A 23,353-nucleotide genomic window follows, 5' to 3' on the forward strand; every position below is an offset into this window, starting at 1 on the left:
TATTATTCACCTCGCAGAGAGTTTGTAATCTCTAAAACACGATCATAACGGAAATCCTTCTCTTCAACCGCCTGCTGCACAACACGATCAATAATATCGCCTGTTGCCCCAGCCATTACAGCCAAGTTTTTCGCATGCAGACGCATATGACCAGATTGAATACCCTCCGCTGAAAGTGCGCGTAAGCTTGCTAGATTTTCTACTAATCCTACTGCGGCAATGTAGCTAGCTAGCTCCTCTGCAGATTGCACATCCATAATTTTTAGCGCTGCTTTTGCAACAGGATGAGTCTTCGTAGCCCCTCCAACAATACCAACAGCTAATGGCAATTCCAACGTTCCAACAAGATTGCCTGCTTTATTCAGCTCCCACGTTGTTAAAGAACGATATCTACCAGAACGAGCAGCATAGGCATGAGCACCAGCCTCAACAGCACGTGTATCATTACCCGATGCTAATACTGCAGCAGTAATACCATTCATAACCCCTTTATTATGTGTGGCAGCCCGATACGGGTCAGCATCTGCAAATTCGTAAGCACTTACTATATTTTTAGCAATTTCTATACCGCCAAGCATATCTGTCGAGAATTCTCCACGCGCACGGACAATACGCTTATCTGCTAAATTTGAAATAATCCGAAGCACAACTCGTCCATTTGTAATCCGTTCGATTAATGGTGACACAGATTCCGCCATCGTATTAACAGCGTTTGCCCCCATTGCATCCTTCGTATCTACGATTAAATGGACGACAACCATTGTTTCTTTTGCTGTGTCGATTAAGTGCACTTCTATATCCTTCACTCCACCGCCTAACTTGACTAACGTTGGATCCTTTTCATTACAATGCTCGATGATCTCATTTTTATGTTCAAAAATTTTCGCCCTTGCTGCATGAGGGTCCTCAATATTTAATACCTGAATCTGTCCTCGCATAACTGTTCCCGAGCTGGAAGTAAAAATACCACCTAACTCATATGCTGCCCGAGCCGCATTACTAGCCGCAGCGATTACTGAAGGCTCTTCCGTAGCCATCGGAATAAATACCTCTTTACCATTCACCTTAAAGTTGGCCGCTACCCCTAGAGGCACTGAAATATGTCCAATAACATTTTCAACCATTGCATCAGCAAGCTCTAATGAAATTCCACTTTTTAAAGCTTCAACTTCCTCGTTGGTTAAATTTGATTTTTCAGCGATTAACTTAATTCGCTCTTCTACTGAAAGTAAATAAAATCCCTTAATACGTGAAGTCATCCCCATACCCCCAAAATTAAAAAAGTGTAATATAATTCAACTTAGTTGAATAACATTACACCAATTGTAAATTGTCTGAATAGTATTGTAAACAAGAAAATTGTATTTTCGATAATATTTACGTTTAAAGGAAAGATTTAATCCTCAACATAAATCGTTAATACCTTTGAGTTCTCTACAGAATTGTTAATAAAGATATGCTCCTTTTTCCCAGAAAAATACGCAGAGTCCCCTTCTTCTAAATTGTAAAATTTATGATCGTATTTCAAGACGATACTACCCGAAATGACATAAATAAATTCATCATTATCGTGTGTATAAGGAGCTAAATTTTCCGCCCCATTATGTACAGTAACAATAGAAGGATTGATATTGCTCATATAACTCTTATTCGCTAACAGCTCATATTGATAGCCAAGTTCATTCGTTTCTACAGTCTCATTGCGTTCTTTTTTCGAAACAATCGAAATGCCATCAAATTGATCCTGAATAACAAACCAGGCCATTGGAACATCAAATATTTCCGCAATTTTAGACAATGTCACCAAGCTAGGTGTTGCTTTGCCATTTTCTATTTTTGAAATATGACTTTTCGTTAAATTAATCTGCGAAGCTAAATCATCCTGAGACATTTTATTTTTCTTCCGCATCTGCTTTATTTTTACTCCAACTTCTAGTAAGTTCATCTATTCCAGTCCCCTCGATCATTTCGGTTTTTACAATAACTATACTATATTTTTAAATGATGGATAGAAAAATACGGAGCGTATAACACTCCTTTATTTTCGTCTGTTCAATTAAATACAAAAGGGTGTGCTAAAAGTTTCTAGACTTTTTAGCACACCCTTATACCATTACAGTGATGACATTCCCATCTTCTTAGGCTGTATACCGCGAATCGTACTTTTCGGAATTGTTGCATCATGCTCAATAATAAATACTTTGAGAGGCCAAAATCAGCTTAAGTTGAACTGAAGAAAGACCACTAATTCAAAAGCTCTTGATAGAATCGGTGACAGTTCCGACCTTGTCATAAAAGCGTTCAAAAAAATGAAAATGAGATGGATTAATTCTCTCAAATTTTCAATGATTTCATTTGTTTTTCAAAAAAGAGTTTCTTCCCTATGACAACAAATGCACGGAGTATGAACAAATAAAAATTCTAGGGTGGACGGTACAAGAAATGTTAAGAGGAATGGATATCTGATAATAAGTTTTCTGTCATCGAATCTGCAATTTAGGAAAATAATAAAATCTACCGCAATTTTATTTTAAAGAAAAACATAGGGAGATTTTAGTCTTCCTATGTTTTCATTCAAATTATTGATCTGTTTGTTCTTGCTTCTTTTTCAAATACTCCGCTCGTATTTTCTCAAGTTGCTGCTTTTTATCAAATTGGGCTGGCTTGTGTTTTTCATGATACTTGGCCACAGCCACCTTACCTTTAGTATCCAATTGATATTTCCCCACTTTGGTTCACCTACTTTTCTTACCTTTAAAGAAATCTTATTCAACAAATATATATAATATACCTTATTTTGCTGATGTAAACCTTTTTACTATATTAGCGTACCGCTTAACCTTAATTTTAGTAAAAACTTAGTAATAATTCATAGGGTATTTAAAATATCTGTTTCCCACACATTTCAGACGACGATACCTTTATCCTTATTTATCGCTACAATATTCCTCACCTTTATGTATGGAGACGGCGGGAGTCGAACCAACCGTCTCAAAGTACTGATATATCAATAGCTGCGGGGGCAATTAATTTTTTTGACTACGTTTTTGACTACGCTTAAAAATATTGTATTACGGGGGCAGTTCGTTATCTGTAAAAACTATAAAGCCGATTAAGAATTTGACTAAACTTCTAAAATATTAATTGCTAAAAATGTATTTAAACCTTTAATATTAATTATCTTTTACTGATAATCGAGAAGTTTGAAGAGATACTAAGGTATGTTTTATATCATCATATAAATGGTCAATTCCGTATGCTTGTAATACAACATGGTCAAAATTAATTCTATCTTCTAATTGAAGCTCTTTTAACGTTTCTTCGATGTCTCTATTTTTCAAAGGTTCAAATGCTTTCTTAATCTTTAATTTATCGTCAGCAGCTATTAACTCAGGATTTAGCATATACATTCGTTCAAAACTGCCTTTGTTAATATCTAAGGCACCTTGCCCCATACCAAAACCATTAGCCTCAACAAAGAACATCCCTACTATTGAATTCAAGAGCGCTAAACATAATTCTAAATCAGTATCATTATCTTTCTCAACAAATCCTATTAAACGTTGGTTAATATAAGTATAATCATCAAAGCATCCATAAAATATTCTTTTAAAGGGATTCATACCAGTAAATAATTTTACAGGTTTTGTCCCTTTAAGAATATGCCAATCTCTTCCTCTAACCTTAACTGACGCATTTAGATTACTCTCAAATGATTGTAGATATTTTATAGTTTTATTATCTTGTAGTACCATTAATTCATCTCTAGTTCTAGTACAATAAAAAACCTTTGTATCAACCTCCGCTTTTATATTATTGATATTTTTAGAAGTCTTTAATCCGGATATTATATACTCCTCATTAACTAATGACTCATCTTTCAAATAAAAAATAGGGTCTTGTCCCGTTTTTACACCTCTAATAATATTAAATATGTTATTTATTGGACAAATAATCGATTCTAATTTAAGCAGCCATTCTGGATTATAAAAATATAAATTTAATGAATCTATAAATTTAGAGATTCTCGACATTTCAGAAGGCTTAATATTAGTTAAACCTAAAATAGATCCGAATTTTTGAGGGACAGTATTAACATTTATTGAATTGGCTATTGCATTAATTGTTGTTTCATCCCAATTTCTAATATTAGATTTAATCAAACCAAATGTAATCGTTTCGTCAGATGGTTGAGAAACTTGCTTTTTTTCAAGGACTAATATCGTAGTTACTACATCAGCATTGGTAAACCATATACCATTTCCGCTTATTACTACTTTCTGAATATTATAGTACCATTGCAATGCTTCATAAAAACTTTTACCAGCATCCGTTCCTAACCAAGAATTCGAAATTATTACACCTAATTTACCTCCATTAGATAGGTTTTTCCATAAACTAAATATTATATATGCATAAACATCATTTCTGTCCGATAACTCAATTTTAGTATTAGTATATACTTCTTCTTTTATTGAATTTAAATATTCAATATCTTCTCGTTTTAGAGTATTAAAATCTACAAAAGGCAGGTTACTTACTATGCTGTCGAACTTAGGTAATTTTAAATTCAATATTTTTCCGTCAGCAGGATTAACGATTTCTACACCATCATCAGGTAATAAGGCAAATACGTTCCGCTGGATTACTCTAGCTGGGATGTTAATACTATCAGGATTCGTTAAGCTAATGTTAGTCACTTGTAAGGGGAAAGAAAATTTATCCGAAGCCCATGTTGTTTCATAAGCATTCTTAATCTGATTTCCACTTTCAATTTTATATTTTATTACTTGATTAGGAATAGTCCCTGTTCCACAACAAGGGTCAATTGAATTACCCGTTGTATCTAGAATAGTTATCTTACATAATAATTCTGCAAGCTTTGGTGGCGTAGGATATTGCCCTATTATCTCTCTTCTAGTAGCTAAAACTGTATTTTCTAAAATACTTTGAAGTGTTTCTTGACTAACATGCTCAATGTCATTCTTGGATAAGAACTCATTAAAATCTATAATTTCTGTCCAAGATTGTTGGGGAATTAACTCGCCTAGTTTGTAATTTTTAAATATATTATAAAAATCACATTCGTTACTTACTTCTCTAAAAATGTCTATGGCTTCTTTTGTTGTTTTTCCACTAAGTATCTTCTCAACTTTCCTAGCTGGTGAATGATGCAGCTTTATACTATGTGCAAAAACGAACTTATTAAGCCAATCAACTAAGATTGTTTTTGCATATGCATGATACATATTTTGTTCATCTGCCATATACTCTTGTTTAACTTCTTCCCACCAAATCTGTACATAGCTTTTAATAGTTACATTTTTCAATGCAGAATCCTCAATATACTCTGCTACTAATGTTTTATTTCGTTCTATAAGTTGCGGCATAATTGATTCAGAAATAGCAAAATCTAAGCTTCTAGGTACTAAAGCTCCCTTTTCTAAAAAGTCATTAATTTCTATCAATACTTTTTGTAATAACGTTTCCCAATCAGTTCTATATAAAGAAACATCTTCTCTAGTAACAATGTGATTTGTATTGTCCCAATAAGCTGCTTCTTCAAATAGTTCAGTATCTTTGTTTTTAATAAATAATTTGCAATATGTAAAATTCCAAACCACATAACTATTTAAGCCTAAAATTCTAGCCTTTCTTTCAGCATCAGCAATAAAATCAATATTGGTTATACTAACATCGGGCATTTTAATTTCCCATCCCTGAAGTATGGTACCTTGTACCTTATCGCCATATAAAAGAATATCCGGGAACATAACTGATTTTCCGGTATTAATAGTGGCTTCTCCCCCTACACTTTTAATTTGCCAAGTCTTATCTTTAATAAATCCCGCAATAAATGAAATCATCTGACCTGACCAGAATCTTTCATTACCCGTGGCAGAAATATTCTTATTCATTTTGTGACTCCTCTACTAAAGTGTGCATATCAATACTTTTTAAAAGTTCAGAATAATAAATAATACTCCTTTTTTCTTCATCTAGAAATTGCCAAGTGTTTTTCACTCTCATGCCACATACTTCAATATAATCAATATCCTTATTCTTGAATCTTGCCACATCTTCATTTTTTTCAATACCAATGAAATTTCTTCCTTCCATCATTGCAGCCACTAAAAAAGAACCGCTTCCACATGTATTATCAAGCACAATATCGCCTTCATTAGTATAAGTTCGAATCAAATATCTCCCTAGTTCTACTGGCTTTTGAGTAGGGTGAAATACTTCCCCTTCTGATTCTGCAGTTTTAAAATAGATTACATCTGTTGGATATCTCATACCGTCACTTTGAACATGTGCTGGAGAAAAATCTCCATAGCTTCCTGTTAATTGATTTTTACGTACCCCTTTATCATACGCATCCCCTTCAGTCATTTGAGGATTATAGACAGGTTGCTTTTTGTAAAAAACGCAAACATCTTCATGTTTTCTTAACGGTTGTTTCTTTGAGTTCAAGAAATTTGTTGCTTTGGATTTTTCCCATACCCATTTGTACTTATAATATTTAGTATTACTCATTATTAATTGTGCTGTAAATATACCATTTGAAGTCAATACAATGGCTCCGTTATCTTTAATAATTCTTAGATATTCTTTCCATAGTTCATCTAATGGAATTACAGAGTCCCATTTATTTTGAGTAGTACCATATGGCAAATCACATAAAATCATATCTATCGATTTACTTGGCAATTCTTTCATTTTTTCTAAACAATCTGCCTGAAAAACTGTATTTAAAAAAGGTTTAATCTCTTCGTTTATCGTATTCAATGTACAATCTCCTAACATTCATCAAATCACTAAAGTGTCTATACATTAAATAGAACCACTTGCTCTTACTATACATTAAAAAAATACGATATTGAATAATTTAGATTACAGAAAATATTGCTTTAAATTCCAATAAAAATAGCCCCCGCTGCTAACTTGATATTGCGTAAAGGAGCCATTCCAAATATTGAAAACCTAACATTTCAATTGCTTTTACACCATCCCTGACTAAGTACTTACATATTTAGTTTATCGGTGTTTGTTTATTCAATTTTATATCACTAGTGTTTGTTTTCAGAATAATACTTTTTTCTTAAATTTAATGATTGTGTTTGTAAATTATAATTAGAAAACTTGTAGAGCATATATTTCGTTACATGTTCCTCATGTGTAGATAAAATAATTTGTTTATCACTAAAATCATTTCTTAAAAGCTCTAAAAATGAAGAGATATTAATGTCATCCATGGTTTGTAACGGATCATCTATTAATAATGTTGATAATCCTTTATTACCATATACTTTATTTAATGCAAGTGTAAGTGAGAGTGTAATTGCAGATAATTGTCCTGAACTCATAAAATTAGAAACGTCATGATCTTTTTCAGGATGTGTAATAAATCTTATGATTTTCGATTCACTTTCTTTCATAAATATTCCTAAACCTCGTTGATGATTTTGCAGTATCTTACCAGAGTATATATAAAATACAATCTCTATATCTTTCATTATCTTTTTCCAGTACATCTTAGTTTTACTGCTATACTCATTAACTAAAATACCTAAATCAATATAAAGACCATCGTAATTACCCTTATCAATAATTGTTTTATCTAATTCAGTTTGTAATTCACTTTTCTTGTTCAGAACATCATTATAGTAAGAAGCCTTAATATAATTTATTTTATTATTTATTAATTCCTCATTACAAGAATTTACTGCAATTGAATTATTAGAAAAGTATCTTTTAAATATAGAATCATATATCTCAATGTCTTGAAGTGTCAGCTCACTGTTAATTACTTGTTTATAATTAGCTTTTAATCTGCTAATCAATTTTTGAGATTTACTATCAAGTTCCTCCTCACCTATATAATGATCTCCCTTTTCAATAATCGTATCTAATTCTATATTATTTTCACTTAACCAAGTTTCAAACTCCTTAACCCTTTCTATATTGCTTTGACTTAGAATTAACTGCTTATAATTATCACTACTAATAAGTGAAATATTTTCTATATTGAAATATTCTTCACTACTAGAAATGATATTTATAATTTCTTTTGAATGTAGCTCTTCTAAATTCTTATTAATCTCGTTCGATACATCATCTAATAAACTTTGTAAAAAATCCCTTTTTTGCTCCAATACATCAATTAGATTATCGAACGTTTCCCAATCACTGCCACAAAGTGGACAATGTGATTCTATAATTTCTGGATGCATTGAATGGTTTTGTTTAAACTTTTCAACAAAGTTATTTCTAATATTCAATAGTTCTCGTAAACTACTAGATATTTGTGTTGAGCTTTCTTCAGTTTTAATAAGCTCATTTATCTTATCCGTTATTCTTTTATAACTTTCTTCCGAGAGTAATTTAACATCTGATAATTTATTTTCTATAATTTTTTTGAAATCTATTTCTTTCCATTTTGAAATGAATGATGTCTTTTCTAAATCTTTAATAACATTGTATACATCTACTTGTGATTGATATTGTTTTATCAGATCTTCAATTTTAGAATTTTTTGAGGCAATAATAATAAAATCTTTAATTAAATTGGGGGCTTCTATATAACCAGTTATTAATTTATTTATTTTTTCCGACTTATAATCATCGAAATTCTTTAAAAACATTTTAATTTTTTCTAATTCTATAAAATACTTTTCCATTTTTATATTATCTTTTATATTTAAATTTTCTAAATCCCATGGTTCTAAAACATCTAAATGTGGCAATAACCTAAAATATTCTATATTCCCATTTTCTTTTTCAATGTTGAGATTCAAGTTTTGAATTTCTTTTTTTAGTGTATCTATTTTCCCTTTTAATTTAGTTCTCTTAGCATTTACAGTGGTTCTTAAATCGCGATAATATTTCTCTTCACTTTGTTCCTCTTCAGTATTAAATAATGAAGATAACTGTACTAATCTCTCACTTTCATTCATGCTTAATAGAAATTTATTATCTTCTTGTTCAATATAGTGGATTAAATTAAATATATTATTTAAATCAATTTCGAACTTTTGAAATATTTCATTATAACTTTTAATTAAAGTTTCATTTGATAAATCATCCTCAAACGATGAAAGTATATGCGTTTCAAATATATCAAAATTATCCGGTAAGTTTTTTTCAGTATTATAATTAGCTTCTATTTTTTTAGCTAATGTGAATTGTTTTTCTCCTAACTCATTAACAAATTCTACTTTTAATAAACTCTCTTCGGAATTATTGTTTTTTAATAATACTTCATTATACTTACTCCTAGAATCTGCTTTTTTTATTCTTTTTAGTCGGCCAGTTATTATTAGTTCTATTACATCAAATATTGAAGTTTTTCCAAAACCATTCGGCCCGTCTAATACAACTAGATTTTTACTATTTATTTCCAAAGGTTGAGCTAAACTGTTAAAAAGTTTAAAGTTCTTAATATATATTCGATTTATAAAAAAACTCATTTTAACTTTACTCCTTATCTACATATAAATTAATAAGTTCATCTAAAAAGTCATCATTTATTTCACTATAATTGAGTTTTAGTTTATCTATTTTTACTTTCAAATCACTTAAATTTCTCTGTTCAAGTGAATCGTTTATCATAGTTCTTAAAGATGTAACCTTTTTATCTTCAACATTCATACGAATAATTGAGAGTTTAATAAAAATTGTGGCAATAAGATTATAAATACTATTATCATCAGGATTTTTTTTAAAAGTCTCAAACAACTCAATATTATTAATAATTTCTTCCATTACTTTCACTACACCTTTAGCTTTTATTTCAGCTAAATGTGTTTTAAATAAATCATTTACCTCATCATCTGAATATTGAAGTAAATATTTCCTGAAGTAATATGGGTCTTCTTCTAGTTTTAAAACTAAGTTGTCTGAAACTCTTCTTGAATTTAAAAGGACTAATAAGGAAGTATTTTTTTCAATGTTTGGATCTTCACCAAAAAACTCTTTTAATAAATAAAAGTAACGAGCTTGATTTTCTAATATTTTATTTAGCAAATTTTCGTCTTCTAAAAATAAGACAATGTAATAATTTTTTTTCAGAGGATTTTTTGCAAAAATACTTTTATTAAGCAGCTCATCTTGATCATCTACATTTGAGAAGTTTGTATTTACATAATTAAGTTCTTCAAATATTTTTTCTATCAACCCATTAATATTTTCATTCAGCATTTCTCTCTCTCCTTAAACGACATTCATTTAGATCTATTAGATCTATATTTTTTATTGATAAAATATGATTATTATGGTTAGGTTGTTCATATTCTTTCATTGCTGTTGTTTTATGTATATAATCTTTCAATGGCTTATTTATATTTCCAGTAATAATATAATCAATTTTATAAAGCTCTTTATAAATTTTATTATTTTCCAAGATATTTATTGCTATTTTGCTTATTGTAGCCTCGATATTAGCATTTATTTGCCGTTGATAAAATAAAGAATCTGTAGGATTAGGCTCTGGCAATGTGTGGACTATTGTCGTAGCTAAATAATGTGAATTATTTATGTTTATCGAAAAATCTTCTTTTACTATGTTCTCATGAAAATCTACTAATGCTTGAAACCATGGATAGTTCATAAATTGAGAAGTAACAAGCTCACTAAGATATAAGAAACTGTCGTTAAAATCTACTTTTACATGAGGATTTATTTTATGACAAAATAACAAGAATTCTTCTTCGCCTAATTCTCTATAAACTTTTTTAATTAGACCTAAAATTTTATTAAGTCCTTCTTCCAGATTCTTACATTCTTCAATTTCAGTTTCATGTTGTAAATACAAATATCCATTTCGAATAAACTGCATTTGACTATTATAATATTCATTAAAGTTTCGAATTAGTTTATCTTTCAAATAATACACATAAAGTGATTTTGGTAGTTTATCATATTCTTCATTTAAAATATCCTTGATTTCGGTTAAATTTATTTCTTTATCATAATTTTCGATACCATTTTGCCTATTATAATGTCTTATATTTATGTGTTTATCAATAAACCCTAAAAGATTTACATATGAACTTTCTGTATATTTATCTAACAATCCCTTTTGTTCTAGTTGTTCCTTTTTTCCTGTGAATTCATAATACTCTATAATTTTCTCTTTTACTGTTCCTTCTATTTCTAATAAAGTACAATATAAATTTTCATTAGAATATTTATACAAAGTAAATTTTTCAAATGCTTGATCTAATAAATCTTTTTCAAATATGTAATTATATAATTCTGAAGGGCTCATTTGAGTTAAAGACTCTGAACTTTTTGGTTTTGTATAGCTCGTTAAAACTGTTCTTAGAGTGCTATTATTAGTAATAATACCTTTCTTAGAGTCAATACTTTCAGCAGCGTGTAAATATGCCTTTTCAATTGTTTCATAATCTTCATAAACCGATTTTCCAAGTAATAACCATATAGCATCCTTATATTCACTCAATGATTCAATTCCATATGATTTAACTTGATGAATTTGAATATATTTACCATCCTTCTTTATTGAAAAATCCTCCAAATATTCAAACTCCAAACTATATTGATTAATTAATTCAGTATCCTTAATTGAATTTATTATGTAATCAATTACGGCAATAATAGCTACTTTACCTTGATAGCAAAAACCATTCCAACTATGTGTCGCATCAAATTCAACATTTTTTTCAATAATTTTATTTACCACTACTTTATATACCTCCCAAATTTACTCACAGTATTATCTTACATTTATATTGTAAAGTAATAGAAAATAAATAGTAATACTTTACCAAAAATATCAGGTAAAAAACTATATTTTTTCACCCATCACCTGGTCATTTATTTAAGTAAGAGGGGTACCTGCGTTTCATGCCCCACCCCTCTACACATAAGTCGTTATGTATCCATTCGGATATGTAACGGCTTTTTGTGTTACAGCGAAAAAGGGGCGTAGTGAGAAGAGCACCAATATTGAAAGGAGGTGAAGACGATGAATAAAACACTGTTGCGCATCTTAATTCGTGCCAAGGAGGTAAACAAATGGGTTGCTACTAAGCATCTTGTAGAAGTCTCATTGCAACGCTCGATTCTGTTGCATTTAGAAGATCAAAGGTTGTTATTAGTAAATAGTCATCAAGAAGATGGCATTCTCATCAAGTTAACGGTAAAAGGTTATCACCAATATAAAAGTGTATCGGAGGAATAAACATGTTAAAACGATTCAAACAACGTTTCCAAGCATCGCCATTAGAAGAAGGTGTTGTTTTATCAACGAAGGAAATAAAAGAGATTCACCTGGATTTAACGCAGCAACTACACAAATTGGAGGAAGCAATTCTACGTGTTATTGATCGAAATAATTACACATTATTATCTGACTTAGTCGTTGAAAGGAAACGCATTTCCATCGCTATTGATATTGTCGAAACGACACTCGATCAAACACATCGACGTCGTTTCTTTTCGTCTACAGCCATTGCTAAGTTGACGACAAAGCTCGATGATTCACTAACATCCATCAACAATGCATCGAAAAACATCACTGCCAATGTCATCAACCGCGCAGCAAAAGGTTTAGCTTATAGTTCTCAACTTAGTGGAAAAATGCAACATTCTCTTCGACAGTCATCAACACGGTTATCTCAATTATCAGAGCAAGTCATTCAACAAACAAAGGAGTGAAAAAACAAATGAAACAACAAATTTCAAACAACGTCGTTCATCTAAAAAAAGAATCAACAACAAATCCGTCGTCGACACTACCTGATTTAATCATTACGTCGACAGAAGCAAAGGAGCGTATCGAAAAGCTACAAGAGTTCGTAAAGACGTCGATGGTGCGCGGTGTCGATTATGGCTCAATCGACGGTTTCTCAAAACCTACATTGTTAAAGCCAGGTGCTGAAAAGTTCTGTGATGCATTCGGTTTTTCTAAAACTGTCGACGTCATCAACCGCATTGAACAATGGGACGTTGGGATTTTTTCTTATGAAGTACGCGTGACATTATCAAATAAGGAAACAGGTGTCGTGGAGGCTGAAGGGATTGGCTCATGCAATAGCAAAGAAGCTTCTTTCCGTTATCAAGACCCTTTTACAGTCGTCAACACACTTCTGAAGATGGCAAAGAAGCGTGCGTTGATTGACGCTGTATTATCCGCTACAAGAGCATCTGGGCTATTCACACAAGATATTGAGGACTTTCCTAAACCAGACCGTAAAGGAGGTGATGCCCCAGCAACAGCGCATCAATTAAAAACACTTTTCCGCATCGTCAAGCAAATGGATATGTCTAACGGTGTAGCAAAGGAGATGATGAAGATTAAGTTCGACGTCGACAAAAGTATCTTGTTGACGAAGCAGCAAGCCCATGAATTCATTCAAGATTTATTGTTATTACAATACGCTCAACAACATGGTAACGATGCTGTCATCGACCATATTCAGCAACAGTAAAACCCATCCATTGCAATCGCAGTAGATGGGCTTTTGTATGTGTAGATACATTTGAGAGATGCATCTACATGTGTTATTAACCTTTATTCAATTTTAACACACACAAGGGAGTGGCGTCGACGCTGCTCCTTTTTGCATTTAAAAAACTTACACAAATCGGAGGAATATATTATGACTACAATCAGTGAAAACACATTCAAATCATTAATCGCTACGACATTACGTGAGAAGGAAGATGGTTATATTCTATCGGAAATCTTCACACGCTATCCATCTATTCAAGAACTATTGGATGTGACGGAGGTAGAACTATTAAACATCAAGGGTATTGGTAAAGTAAAGGCACAACAAATCATCGCAGCACTTCAATTAGCACGCATGAATCCAGTGACAACTGAACAACGTTTCAAAATCCGCAGTCCACAAGATGCATATACCTATCTCCAAGATTTACAACATCTACAACAGGAGCACTTTGTTGTACTGGGGTTAAATACAAAAAACGAGATAATGTTCCGTAAAACAATCTTTGTAGGTTCTTTAAATGCATCTATCTGTCATCCACGCGAAATCATGAAAGAGTTGATTAAACGCTCTTGTGCCTGTGCAATCCTATCACATAATCATCCTTCTGGAGACACGACACCATCCCCAGAGGATATCCAAGTAACTGAGCGATTAGTTGGTGCTGGCAACATCATCGGTATTACAATCATCGACCATGTGATTATTGGCTCAAACAAGTATCTGTCGATGAAAGAAAAAGGATACTTCTAAGCTAGTAAGGGGTGCGTCTATTGATTTAGACGTGCCTTTCTTTTCTTCAATTTCATTAATGGGCTTAAGTTTGGTGTTTTGTGTACTTTCTTTTTCAGTACCACTTAAAATAGCGATAAATCAATGTTTCTGTATATTAGTATAGCCATGAAGCGCGGCTTACTTTAGCCTCTTATATTTATATACAAACTAAAGTCGCTAATTGTAACATTGGAATCTCCTTTTTCCATTTTTAAATTTCGTGAAATCAAATTCAGACACCACTAAATCAGGAATACTCGCATCTTTTACTATCTCTAATTCTGATTCAATCAAATTAGAAAATTGAGACTTAATTTTTTTAAAGCCAGATTCAGAATAAGCTTCTTTTGCATTAGTACCTAATAAAGATTTTCTAGTTGCAAAAGCAATTAAACTCGATTTTGAATTAGTTGAAATATTAAGCTTTTCAATATACTCGATTGTTTGTGCTAATTCAGTTGTCTGGTATGAGTTAGTAATCCCTAGTCTTCTCAGATATCGATTCAATACAGGCAAAATTGTTGCAGAACTTAATAATTCGGTTGTGTTTTTTGTACCCTGCAACTTTCTTATTTCATTATTATTCAATTCAACCTCGTATCTAATTACTCCATTTAAAAATGGTATAAGTTTCTCGTAATTTTCATGCATCGAGTTATTTTCTAATACTTCTTCTTTTTTATCATAAAGCTTTTCTTTACGTGTTTTTGCCTGCCAGATAACACTTTGAACTTGGTTACCTCCCTTTTTCATATAAACATTGAGTTTATGTTGTCGAAGTGTTGTGTTACTTGCTGCTTTTAAATATGCATTCACCTTAGCTCCAACATTAAGGTTTTTACAAATATGCAGCTTAGTCACTTTCCAAGAATCAACAGGCGGCATTCTAGAAATTACAACTGACAATTGGCGACTTATATACATTTTTAATAAACCTAATGTAAATATTAGTTCGTTATCGTCCACTTCATAAAAGTTAGTACCGTATCTTAACTTTGGCAAAGAAACTTCTACACTTAGTTTGAAATAGTTGGGGTCTGATTTCTTACAGACATATTTGATTCTTGGGCATCCAATATACTCATTATCATAATGTTTGAATGAAACAAAGGTTTCACCATTATCAACATATTTCGTTTTATTATTCCTACTCCAATTTGCATTGTTGATTTCATCATCAGTTAATTTTAACGGAATATCGAATTTTACTGTATCTATCATTATGAATATCCTCCTCAAGTACCTTAGAGTAGCCCGAAATACGAGTATTACTAAGAACTTTGTCTTTTGTTTATTGTCTATTTTAAGCAACTTATTTTATTTGGCAAATACCAAAAACCCCACAAAATCTATTGATTCTGTGAGTTTGTGGATAACTTTAATGATAATTTGTCTTCCCTTTCGGAAAATCAAAAGAATTTATTCAATACTTAAAAAAAATGGCAAAATCGCATCGTACACTACATCAAAATCTGTTGATAATTTTTACTATTTTCGATGCTACAATAGCAACATCAAATGGTACCAATTGAAATCTAATAAAATACAAACCTTGAAAGGAACGATTATTATGAATACAGAAAGCAAATATTCTATCGAAGACATTGTTAATAAAACAATTTTAAAAACGCTTCACTCCATTAACTTTGAAATACATCCTAAAGAATGGATGACTCTTAAAGAGGCTGCTGCATATTCAGGTGTTTCTTATAACACTTTCATCAAATTTAGAACAATGGGATTGAAGGTGACAGAAATAGACGGGGTAAAACGTGTATCAAAGAAAGAAGTAGATCGTTTTATGGAAAGCTATAGCTTTTAATATCTTCAGAGAGGAATTAACTGTACCCATTCATTTATAATGGTGTTTGAGGTTAATCCTCTCCTTTTATATCTTGCCCCCGCAACGATACTAGGAGGAATTATTATGACAAAGAAGAAAGTATCACCGATTAATAGCTATAAAACTAAAAAAGGTGAAACAAGGTATTGGTTTCCTGTTTATGCGGGCGTTGATCCATTAACAGGTAAACAAAAACGCACAAGAAGATTAGGTTATAAGACTCGTAAGGAAGCTGAATTAGCTTTAGCTCGAATCAAGCTAGAGATTGCTAATGGGACATTTCATCAAGAAAGAGCTGAAACTTATCAAGAAGTTTATGATTTATGGATAACTGCTTATGAAAAGACGGTTGAGGAAAGTACATTTGTAAAAACGTTAAGTATTTTCAAAAATCACATCTTACCTGCAATGGGCTCATACAAAATAGAAAAAATACACGTGGATGTCTGCCAAAAGCACGTTGATGAATGGTCTAAGAAATTAAAGAACTTCCGTATGGTTAAATCCTATGCAGCAAAGGTACTTGATTTTGCAATGAAGCGCGGTTACATTCAACAGAATCCATTCACATTAATTGACATGCCTAAATCTCAGAAAAAGTCTTCTCCTTCGGCTGAAGCACAAGAAAACTTTTATACAAAAGAGCAGCTCAATACATTTTTAACTTGCTTAGAGAAGGAAACAAATTTTAAAGCATATGTATTCTTCCGATTACTTGCCTTCAGTGGTATGCGTAAAGGAGAAGCATTCGCACTAACGTGGAATGATATTAACTTTAAAGCGAATGAAACAAAAATCACGAAAGCTCTTTCTCGCGGTAAAGATAATCGACTATATGTTAAATCTACAAAGACAGGAGATTCTCGTTCAGTTAGTATGGATGAGAAAACAATGGGGATTTTAAAGGAATGGAAAAAAAAGCAGAAGCTAGATTATTTAAAGCTTGGTTATAACACGATGCAACCTGGACAATTGGTATTTAGCAATGAAACTAATGAGCTAATGCAACCAACGAAATCACGTAAATGGTTATTGCATGTTGTAGAAAAATATAAGTTACACCAAATCACTACACATGGATTACGTCATACGCATTGTTCACTACTCTTTGAAGCGGGTGCTACACTCAAAGAAGTGCAAGATCGATTAGGTCATAGTGACGCCCAAACAACAATGAACATCTACGCTCATGTATCACAAAAAGCGAGAGATGGCGCTATTCAGAAGTTTGAGAACTTCTTAAACATGTGAACTTCCTTATATAGATTTTTTTGACTACGTTTTTGACTACGTTTGACTACGTTCATATGAAATTGAATGAAAATGAAAAAACGCCAAAACCCTTATATATAAAGGATTTTGACGTTCAGTGAAATTCTATGAAATTCATTTATGGAGACGGCGGGAGTCGAACCCGCGTCCAGAAACTCCAATACTTCAGCTTCTACGCGTGTAGTTTGCCTATTTACGATTCACGTAACATTATGCCGACAAACAGGCGTCCTGTACGCTAACCTGGAAATCTCTTGCCGATGACTCAGGTGGCACCATCGACCGTATCCCACTAAAGTTGGGCCCTACGTTCTCTACATGGGCGATAGAGAGGCAGAGCGCTTAAGAGCTTACGCTGCGAAAGCTAAGTTTTGTTGTTTGCCAGTTATTATATAACTGTCGTTGATGACGGAGCCGAGCCCTCCGACGCGCGACCAAAGCTTGAACCATCCCTGTCGAATCCGTAACGTCCCCGGATATAATCCGGTTATAAACCGTTCGGACAACGCTGCATAATGCAGGTTGTAAATGAACATCGTATGAGTAGATGCTCACTGGCATGTAGTACTATTATAAAATAAAGAGCTTAAAATATCAAGTAGAGACACACTGAATAAGCTGGATCATCAACTAAAGTATTCTTATAGAGCCAAGGAAATACTGAGCATCTCTACTTTTCTAACATTCTAGTTTATCGCGATTTTTTTTCCTTTGAAGAAGTCTTTCCTCTAAATTGCTTGTGCCGATTATAACGCCTGAAATAATAATTAAACTACCGATAAATTGCTGAAGTGTAATGACTTCATGTAAAAATAAGGCCGCTCCAATTAATGCGAATACGGTATTGAAATTCACAAAAATAGCGGATTCCGCTGCACCAATGTGTTTTATACATAAATTATATAGTGTATGTCCGATCGAAGTAGCTAAAATAGCGGACATGAAAAATACGAGCCATATGAACGGACTGAAGGATAAAAATGCCCCGTAGCTTCGGAAGCTTGTAGCGAATGTGAAAATTAATAAGATGGATGAGCCAATAAGTAGCATCCAGCCTGTCATCAGCATCGGAGAGATGACTTCAGTGGCACGACGAATTGCGATAAAGCTAAATGCCTGCAAAAAGAATGACATAAACACGAGAAAATCACCTAGCTGTAGATTGGTCAGCTCAGTAATGTCGTCTACCACTGCGAATAGCACGCCAACTCCACCGAGTGCAAAGCCAATTAATTTAGATTTTGTCATAACCGTGTCTTTGAATAGTACGGCAATGAGAGCCGTGAAAAGTGGACTTAAGCCACTAATAATGGCCGTTTTCATGGCGGTTGTTTGAACGATGCCATATGCTAAAAAGACGTGGTGACAAATGACGCCAAAAAAACAACCAATTAATATGTACTTAAATGGCATTCCTTTTACATAAAGCGGTTGCTTCGTTAGCTTTAAAATAATAAAAATCGTAATAGCCGCAAGAAAAATACGGGCCGTTTGTATCGTTAATGGATCGCCGTTGGAGACAATTACTTTCAGCCATGTAACATTCATTCCCCAAAGAAACATAACGAAAACTAAAATGGAATAAACCTTTGCATTTGCCAAGTTATCACCTCCTGTTTTATTCGAGCGCATGATAAGAAGTCTCATTATCTTCTACGTTCTATAGGGCAACAGACTAACATCCGCAGCAAGACCCAAATTGAAATTCTGCCTCAATAAAGGAACATTTATAAAAAGTCTAGTAGACTATTCATAAGAAAGTAGGCTGTCAGGAAAGACAAATCGCCTTCCAAACAGCCTACCATACTTCATACCCTTCGTTAAGCAGTTCTCACCTTTTGATAAATGTATGTTCCATTTTTAATTTCTTCAAGCTGTACGAGGTCACCGATTTGTACACTCTCTTGAATGCGTACTGTTAGCTTGGCTGTCGAATCCCTTAGCTGTACTAGTGCCACGGTATACGGTGCCAAATGGGCGAACTCTTCTGGTGCAATGTGAATGACCGTAAAGCTATACACGGTTCCCTTATCTGAGACTTCTCGTTCGTTTTTGATTTCTTGGCGGCAGGTGCTGCAATACACTTTTTTCGTTACTGACTCCACACCACAGCATTCATAAACCTTCATCTGCTACACCCTTTCTAATATGTGGACAACCGAATAAGAACCAGTGCCACCTAAATTTTGTGCAAGTGCTAATCGTGGTCGTTTTTCTAGCTGGTTTGGTGCGTTTCCGCGTAATTGCAGTACTAATTGGTAAAACTGCGCCACACCCGTTGCGCCAATAGGATGTCCTCTCGATAAAAGACCTCCGCTTGTATTGACAGGCTTTTCTCCGTTCACGCGCGTTTTGCCTTGCTCAATAGCTAACCAGCCTTCTAATTTCGGGAAAAAACCGAGCTCTTCAATGGCTAGCATTTCTGTCATAGAGAAGCAATCGTGAATTTCCACAACATCGATATCCTCAGGACCAACCCCTGCTTTTTCATAGGCTTGCTGACCTGATATACGAATCGCTGGTAATGATAATAAATCAATGGCATCCTGCATCATCGTCGGTCCTGAAGCCTGTGCAGATGCTGCTATTTTAATATCCGATGGCTTACGAGATAACACAACTGCTGCTGCTCCATCTGTAATCGGTGAACAATCGAATAAGCCAAGTGGATCGGTAATCATGCGTGCGTTCATTATTTCTTCGAGTGTTGCTGGTTTTTGGAATTGGGCTAGTGGATTTTGTAAAGCATTTTCACGGTTTTTGAGCGCTAATTTTGCTAAATGGGATTTATTTGCACCTGTCTCATGGAAGTAGCGATTTGCGACTACGCCAAAAAATCCTGGGAAGGTTAGACCCGCATAACGTTCGTTTGTCGTCTGATCCATTGCAGAGTTAATAAATTGCGTTACAGTGGCGGTTGGCGCATGCTTCATTTTTTCTACACCGACAACTAAAACGCTTTCATATTCGCCACTTAAAATACCTAAAATACCTTGTCTTAAAGCGATACCACCTGATGCACAGGCACCCTCTAATTTAGCTGTAGGAATAGGACCGAGCCCCAAGTCATTTGCTACAATCGCGCCTAGAATTTCTTGATTGGCTAAGCTACCTCCCATGTAGTTACCAACAAAAACCGCATCAATTTTTAAGTCTCTTGCCTCATCTAGCGCCTCTCGACTAGCAGTGAGCATTAAATCCTTCAATGAAGCATTTTCATTGTTACCGAACTTCGTCATGCTTACACTATGAACATATACTGTCATTGTGTCACCTCCATATGCTGTTTTACTAGCTCGCGTTTTAAAATCTTCCCGTAGGAGCTTTTTGGTAGGGACTCTACTACGAAAATTTCTTTTGGCTTTTTAAAGCTCGCTAAATGTTGCTGACAAAGCTCGATTAAAGCTTCCTTCTCAATTTCTCCACGCCCGTTTGGCACGACATATGCGACAATGGATTCGCCCCATTTGTCATCAGGAATACCAATTACACATGTTTCCTTGACGAATTCATGCTTGTTCAACACTTCCTCTACTTCGCGAGGATAGATATTAACGCCACCTGAAATAATGACCTCCTTCTTACGGTCAACGATATATAGGTAGCCATGCTCATCTAGTTTGCCTAAATCGCCTGTATGAAGCCAGCCGTCACGCAATGTTTCCGCTGTCGCCTTTTCGTTATTCCAATAGCCCTGCATAATAAGTGGACCCTTTGCTGTAATTTCACCTATTTCTCCTACTGGACATTCATTGCCCTCAGCATCCACTATTTTCACATCAACAAATGGTCCAACTCTGCCACATGAATCAAGGCGAGATGGTAAATCCTCACGTGGCATCATAGAAATGCACATCGGCCCTTCTACTTGACCATAGGTTTCTACAAATTTTGTTCCTACTTTATCTAGTGCCTCTTGTAACTTAGCAGCAGCAATGGGTGAACCTGCCATATTAATCGATTTAATGGTATGAAGCTTCTGCGGGTTGAACTGATCGTGCTGAATCATTAAGTTGACCATCGTTGGTACTAGGAAAATGATTGAAATACGGTCCTGCTCTAATAAATGAACAAATTGCTCTGGCTCAAATTTATCGTAGACAACTTGTGTTAAGCCATAGAGCCATGCCACGTGACTTAAAAAGTTTGCCCCGTGTGTGAGTGGTGCAACGTGACCGAGCATATCCGTATAGTCAACCTCACACGCCATTGCTAATGACAAGGCTCCACTGACCATATTGCGATGTGATAGCATAACGCCCTTCGGATTGCCTGTCGTTCCGGAAGTATACATAATGGCCATTGTATCATTCTCATCTACTTCATTTTCATGGGACTGGCCTTCAAATTGTTTCACTACTTGCTCATACGGTTCTCCACAATAAAGAATTGGAAAATCAATTTGCAGCGGAACAATTAATGACTTTTCACCAATAATCAGACTCATACCTGAATCCTTCACCTGATAATCATGTTCTTTCGGATGCAAACGGTAATTCAGCGGTACTTTAATAAGACCATATAAAGAAACAGCTACATCAAGCTCAATATGCTCTAATCGATTGGACATTAAAATACCTACGCGCTCGCCCTTTTGTAAGTTCAGGCTTTTAAAATAAGCTGTTAGTGCATAGGCTCGTTCCATTAATTCGGCATAGGAAATCGCACGGTCTTTGAATTTAACTGCTATTTTATCTGGATACGCTCGAGCGGATTTCAGTGCTAGTTGGCCAATTGTACTCATTTATCTTTCCCCCCTATTCATCAAAATGAAAAATTAGCACCCCAAATTGGTCATCCTTTCGTCTTTTCGGTATGGCCTCTTTTAATGGATAGAGTATAAATTCGACTGTGATAGCGATTTCATTTTCTCCTTCAAGAAAATGACCACCAGAAAAATGTTGATCACAATCGACAAAAGATCCATGGAAATGAATATCTAAATCATTCGTCTCCATATCTATCCCAATAAAGCCTAAACCTGAAATAAGTTCGACTGGAGATGTAGTTTGCCGTTTTGGTGAATAAACGATGGTCCCTTGCTTTTCACCTCGCTGAACTTGAACATAGGTCGCCTGCTTTAAGGACCCCATGCATTGAAATTGCCCGCCTCTGACACCAAAGTGATTGCAAACCTCTTTCATCCCTGTAAATAAATCCGTTCCTGCTTTCAATCTGCCGATAATTCTATCCGTAGGTCGGTCATACAAAGCTTGCCACCGAGAATTATCCAATACTAATCCCTCCATCTACTTTTAACACCTGAGCAGTCGCATAGCTAGCCTCCCTAGATGCAAAGTATAAGACAGCACTTGCAATATCTTCAGGTGTACCAATACGCTTAATAACCTGCTGATCTAAATTGTATGGAACCCCCGTTGTAATAGCTGTTAAGGTTGCGCCTGGTGCTACGGAGTTACAAGTAATATTGAAAGGTCCCAGCTCCTTTGCTACCCATTTCGTGAGAGCAATTACACCGCCTTTTGATGCTGCATATGCTGGGCCTGAGCGACCTGTACCATCCTCACCAGATGTAACACCACCGTTTATACCTGATACTGAGCTAATATTAATAATGCGACCATATTGTGCATCCTTCATATGTGGGTACACACATGCCTGTGTAAACATAAATGTTGCCTTTAGGTTCGTATCAAGATCACGTGACCAGTCCTCAAATGTCATCGTTTCAATATTTTTGCGACTACATGTACCAGCATTGTTCACCAAAATATGAATCTCTCCATATTTTTCTACTGTTCGGTTGACTGTTGCTTTGACAAATTCCGCATCGCGAATATCCCCCAAACACTCTAAATAGCTATCATGTGCTAGTTTTTCAATTGTCGCCTCACATGAATTTAAGTCAACTAATACAACATGTGCACCTTGCTTTGAAAGCTGAACTGCGACTGCCTGTCCAATACCACTTGCCGCTCCTGTAACAATCGCTACATCATCTTTTAATGTCATAATCATTTTCCCC

At 34.2% G+C, this 23,353-nt stretch carries 21 protein-coding genes and 1 other RNA gene; 6 read left to right on the plus strand and 16 right to left on the minus strand.

Annotated elements, in window-relative coordinates; all coding sequences use genetic code 11:
- Positions 1-2: 2 nt before the first annotated feature.
- The 8 genes from OU989_RS18020 to OU989_RS18055 form a co-directional block, all read right to left on the minus strand.
- Positions 3-1,259, minus strand: coding sequence for a hydroxymethylglutaryl-CoA reductase, degradative (locus tag OU989_RS18020; protein ID WP_216485256.1), 1,257 nt, complete (start codon positions 1,257-1,259; stop codon positions 3-5).
- 137 nt (positions 1,260-1,396) lie between these two features.
- Complete coding sequence (locus tag OU989_RS18025; RefSeq protein ID WP_112116562.1) at positions 1,397-1,945, minus strand: helix-turn-helix domain-containing protein; 549 nt, start codon at positions 1,943-1,945, stop codon at positions 1,397-1,399.
- 634 nt (positions 1,946-2,579) lie between these two features.
- Complete coding sequence (locus tag OU989_RS18030; RefSeq protein WP_257961980.1) at positions 2,580-2,729, minus strand: hypothetical protein; 150 nt, start codon at positions 2,727-2,729, stop codon at positions 2,580-2,582.
- 444 nt (positions 2,730-3,173) lie between these two features.
- Complete coding sequence (locus OU989_RS18035) at positions 3,174-5,918, minus strand: N-6 DNA methylase (RefSeq protein WP_274794333.1); 2,745 nt, start codon at positions 5,916-5,918, stop codon at positions 3,174-3,176.
- Positions 5,911-6,789: a DNA-methyltransferase gene (locus tag OU989_RS18040; protein WP_274794334.1), complete on the minus strand. Its 879-nt coding sequence runs from the start codon at positions 6,787-6,789 to the stop codon at positions 5,911-5,913. The genes OU989_RS18035 and OU989_RS18040 overlap by 8 nt, the downstream gene beginning before the upstream one ends.
- A 281-nt stretch (positions 6,790-7,070) precedes the next feature.
- Complete coding sequence (locus OU989_RS18045) at positions 7,071-9,470, minus strand: AAA family ATPase (protein WP_274794335.1); 2,400 nt, start codon at positions 9,468-9,470, stop codon at positions 7,071-7,073.
- Between the two features lie 7 nt (positions 9,471-9,477).
- A complete protein-coding gene (locus tag OU989_RS18050) occupies positions 9,478-10,200 on the minus strand; it encodes an ABC-three component system middle component 1 (protein ID WP_274794336.1) in 723 nt (240 codons plus the stop codon).
- On the minus strand, positions 10,190-11,704 hold the full coding sequence (locus OU989_RS18055) for an ABC-three component system protein (RefSeq protein WP_274794337.1): 1,515 nt from the start codon (positions 11,702-11,704) through the stop codon (positions 10,190-10,192). The genes OU989_RS18050 and OU989_RS18055 overlap by 11 nt, the downstream gene beginning before the upstream one ends.
- A gap of 285 nt (positions 11,705-11,989) precedes the next feature.
- On the opposite strand from OU989_RS18055, the gene OU989_RS18060 reads away from it, so the two are divergent.
- The 4 genes from OU989_RS18060 (at position 11,990) to radC (ending at position 14,231) form a co-directional block, all read left to right on the plus strand.
- Positions 11,990-12,205 (plus strand): hypothetical protein, encoded by a 216-nt coding sequence (locus OU989_RS18060; RefSeq protein WP_274794338.1) that lies wholly within the window; start codon positions 11,990-11,992, stop codon positions 12,203-12,205.
- Positions 12,206-12,207: 2 nt separating this feature from the next.
- Positions 12,208-12,681: a hypothetical protein gene (locus tag OU989_RS18065; RefSeq protein WP_274794339.1), complete on the plus strand. Its 474-nt coding sequence runs from the start codon at positions 12,208-12,210 to the stop codon at positions 12,679-12,681.
- A gap of 8 nt (positions 12,682-12,689) precedes the next feature.
- Positions 12,690-13,454 carry a hypothetical protein gene (locus OU989_RS18070; RefSeq protein ID WP_274794340.1) on the plus strand — a complete coding sequence of 255 codons (765 nt, stop codon included), beginning with the start codon at positions 12,690-12,692 and terminating at the stop codon, positions 13,452-13,454.
- A 171-nt stretch (positions 13,455-13,625) separates the two neighbouring features.
- A complete protein-coding gene (gene radC / locus OU989_RS18075; protein WP_274794341.1) occupies positions 13,626-14,231 on the plus strand; it encodes a RadC family protein in 606 nt (201 codons plus the stop codon).
- A 198-nt stretch (positions 14,232-14,429) separates the two neighbouring features.
- Here radC and OU989_RS18080 read toward each other — a convergent pair whose 3' ends face one another.
- A complete protein-coding gene (locus OU989_RS18080) occupies positions 14,430-15,473 on the minus strand; it encodes a hypothetical protein (protein WP_274794342.1) in 1,044 nt (347 codons plus the stop codon).
- A gap of 349 nt (positions 15,474-15,822) precedes the next feature.
- On the opposite strand from OU989_RS18080, the gene OU989_RS18085 reads away from it, so the two are divergent.
- Both OU989_RS18085 and OU989_RS18090 read left to right on the plus strand, forming a co-directional pair.
- On the plus strand, positions 15,823-16,074 hold the full coding sequence (locus OU989_RS18085) for a helix-turn-helix domain-containing protein (RefSeq protein ID WP_274794343.1): 252 nt from the start codon (positions 15,823-15,825) through the stop codon (positions 16,072-16,074).
- A gap of 105 nt (positions 16,075-16,179) precedes the next feature.
- Entirely contained in the window at positions 16,180-17,346 is a 1,167-nt protein-coding gene (locus OU989_RS18090) for a site-specific integrase (protein ID WP_274794344.1), read from the plus strand.
- Between the two features lie 139 nt (positions 17,347-17,485).
- Here the strand turns inward: OU989_RS18090 and ssrA are convergent.
- The 7 genes from ssrA to OU989_RS18125 form a co-directional block, all read right to left on the minus strand.
- Positions 17,486-17,841, minus strand: a transfer-messenger RNA (tmRNA) gene (gene ssrA / locus OU989_RS18095).
- Between the two features lie 204 nt (positions 17,842-18,045).
- Complete coding sequence (locus OU989_RS18100; RefSeq protein ID WP_274794345.1) at positions 18,046-18,969, minus strand: DMT family transporter; 924 nt, start codon at positions 18,967-18,969, stop codon at positions 18,046-18,048.
- A 218-nt stretch (positions 18,970-19,187) separates the two neighbouring features.
- Complete coding sequence (locus tag OU989_RS18105; protein ID WP_274794346.1) at positions 19,188-19,496, minus strand: Zn-ribbon domain-containing OB-fold protein; 309 nt, start codon at positions 19,494-19,496, stop codon at positions 19,188-19,190.
- Positions 19,497-19,499: 3 nt separating this feature from the next.
- Positions 19,500-20,633: a thiolase C-terminal domain-containing protein gene (locus tag OU989_RS18110; protein WP_274794347.1), complete on the minus strand. Its 1,134-nt coding sequence runs from the start codon at positions 20,631-20,633 to the stop codon at positions 19,500-19,502.
- Positions 20,630-22,111 (minus strand): class I adenylate-forming enzyme family protein, encoded by a 1,482-nt coding sequence (locus OU989_RS18115; RefSeq protein WP_274794348.1) that lies wholly within the window; start codon positions 22,109-22,111, stop codon positions 20,630-20,632. Before OU989_RS18115 ends, OU989_RS18110 begins: the two co-directional genes overlap by 4 nt.
- A gap of 13 nt (positions 22,112-22,124) precedes the next feature.
- Complete coding sequence (locus tag OU989_RS18120) at positions 22,125-22,601, minus strand: PCC domain-containing protein (RefSeq protein WP_274794350.1); 477 nt, start codon at positions 22,599-22,601, stop codon at positions 22,125-22,127.
- A complete protein-coding gene (locus tag OU989_RS18125; RefSeq protein ID WP_274794351.1) occupies positions 22,594-23,340 on the minus strand; it encodes an SDR family NAD(P)-dependent oxidoreductase in 747 nt (248 codons plus the stop codon). The genes OU989_RS18120 and OU989_RS18125 overlap by 8 nt, the downstream gene beginning before the upstream one ends.
- Positions 23,341-23,353: the final 13 nt, after the last annotated feature.

Origin of the sequence: Lysinibacillus irui, from assembly GCF_028877475.1 — a bacterium.
GTDB lineage: Bacteria > Bacillota > Bacilli > Bacillales_A > Planococcaceae > Lysinibacillus > Lysinibacillus irui.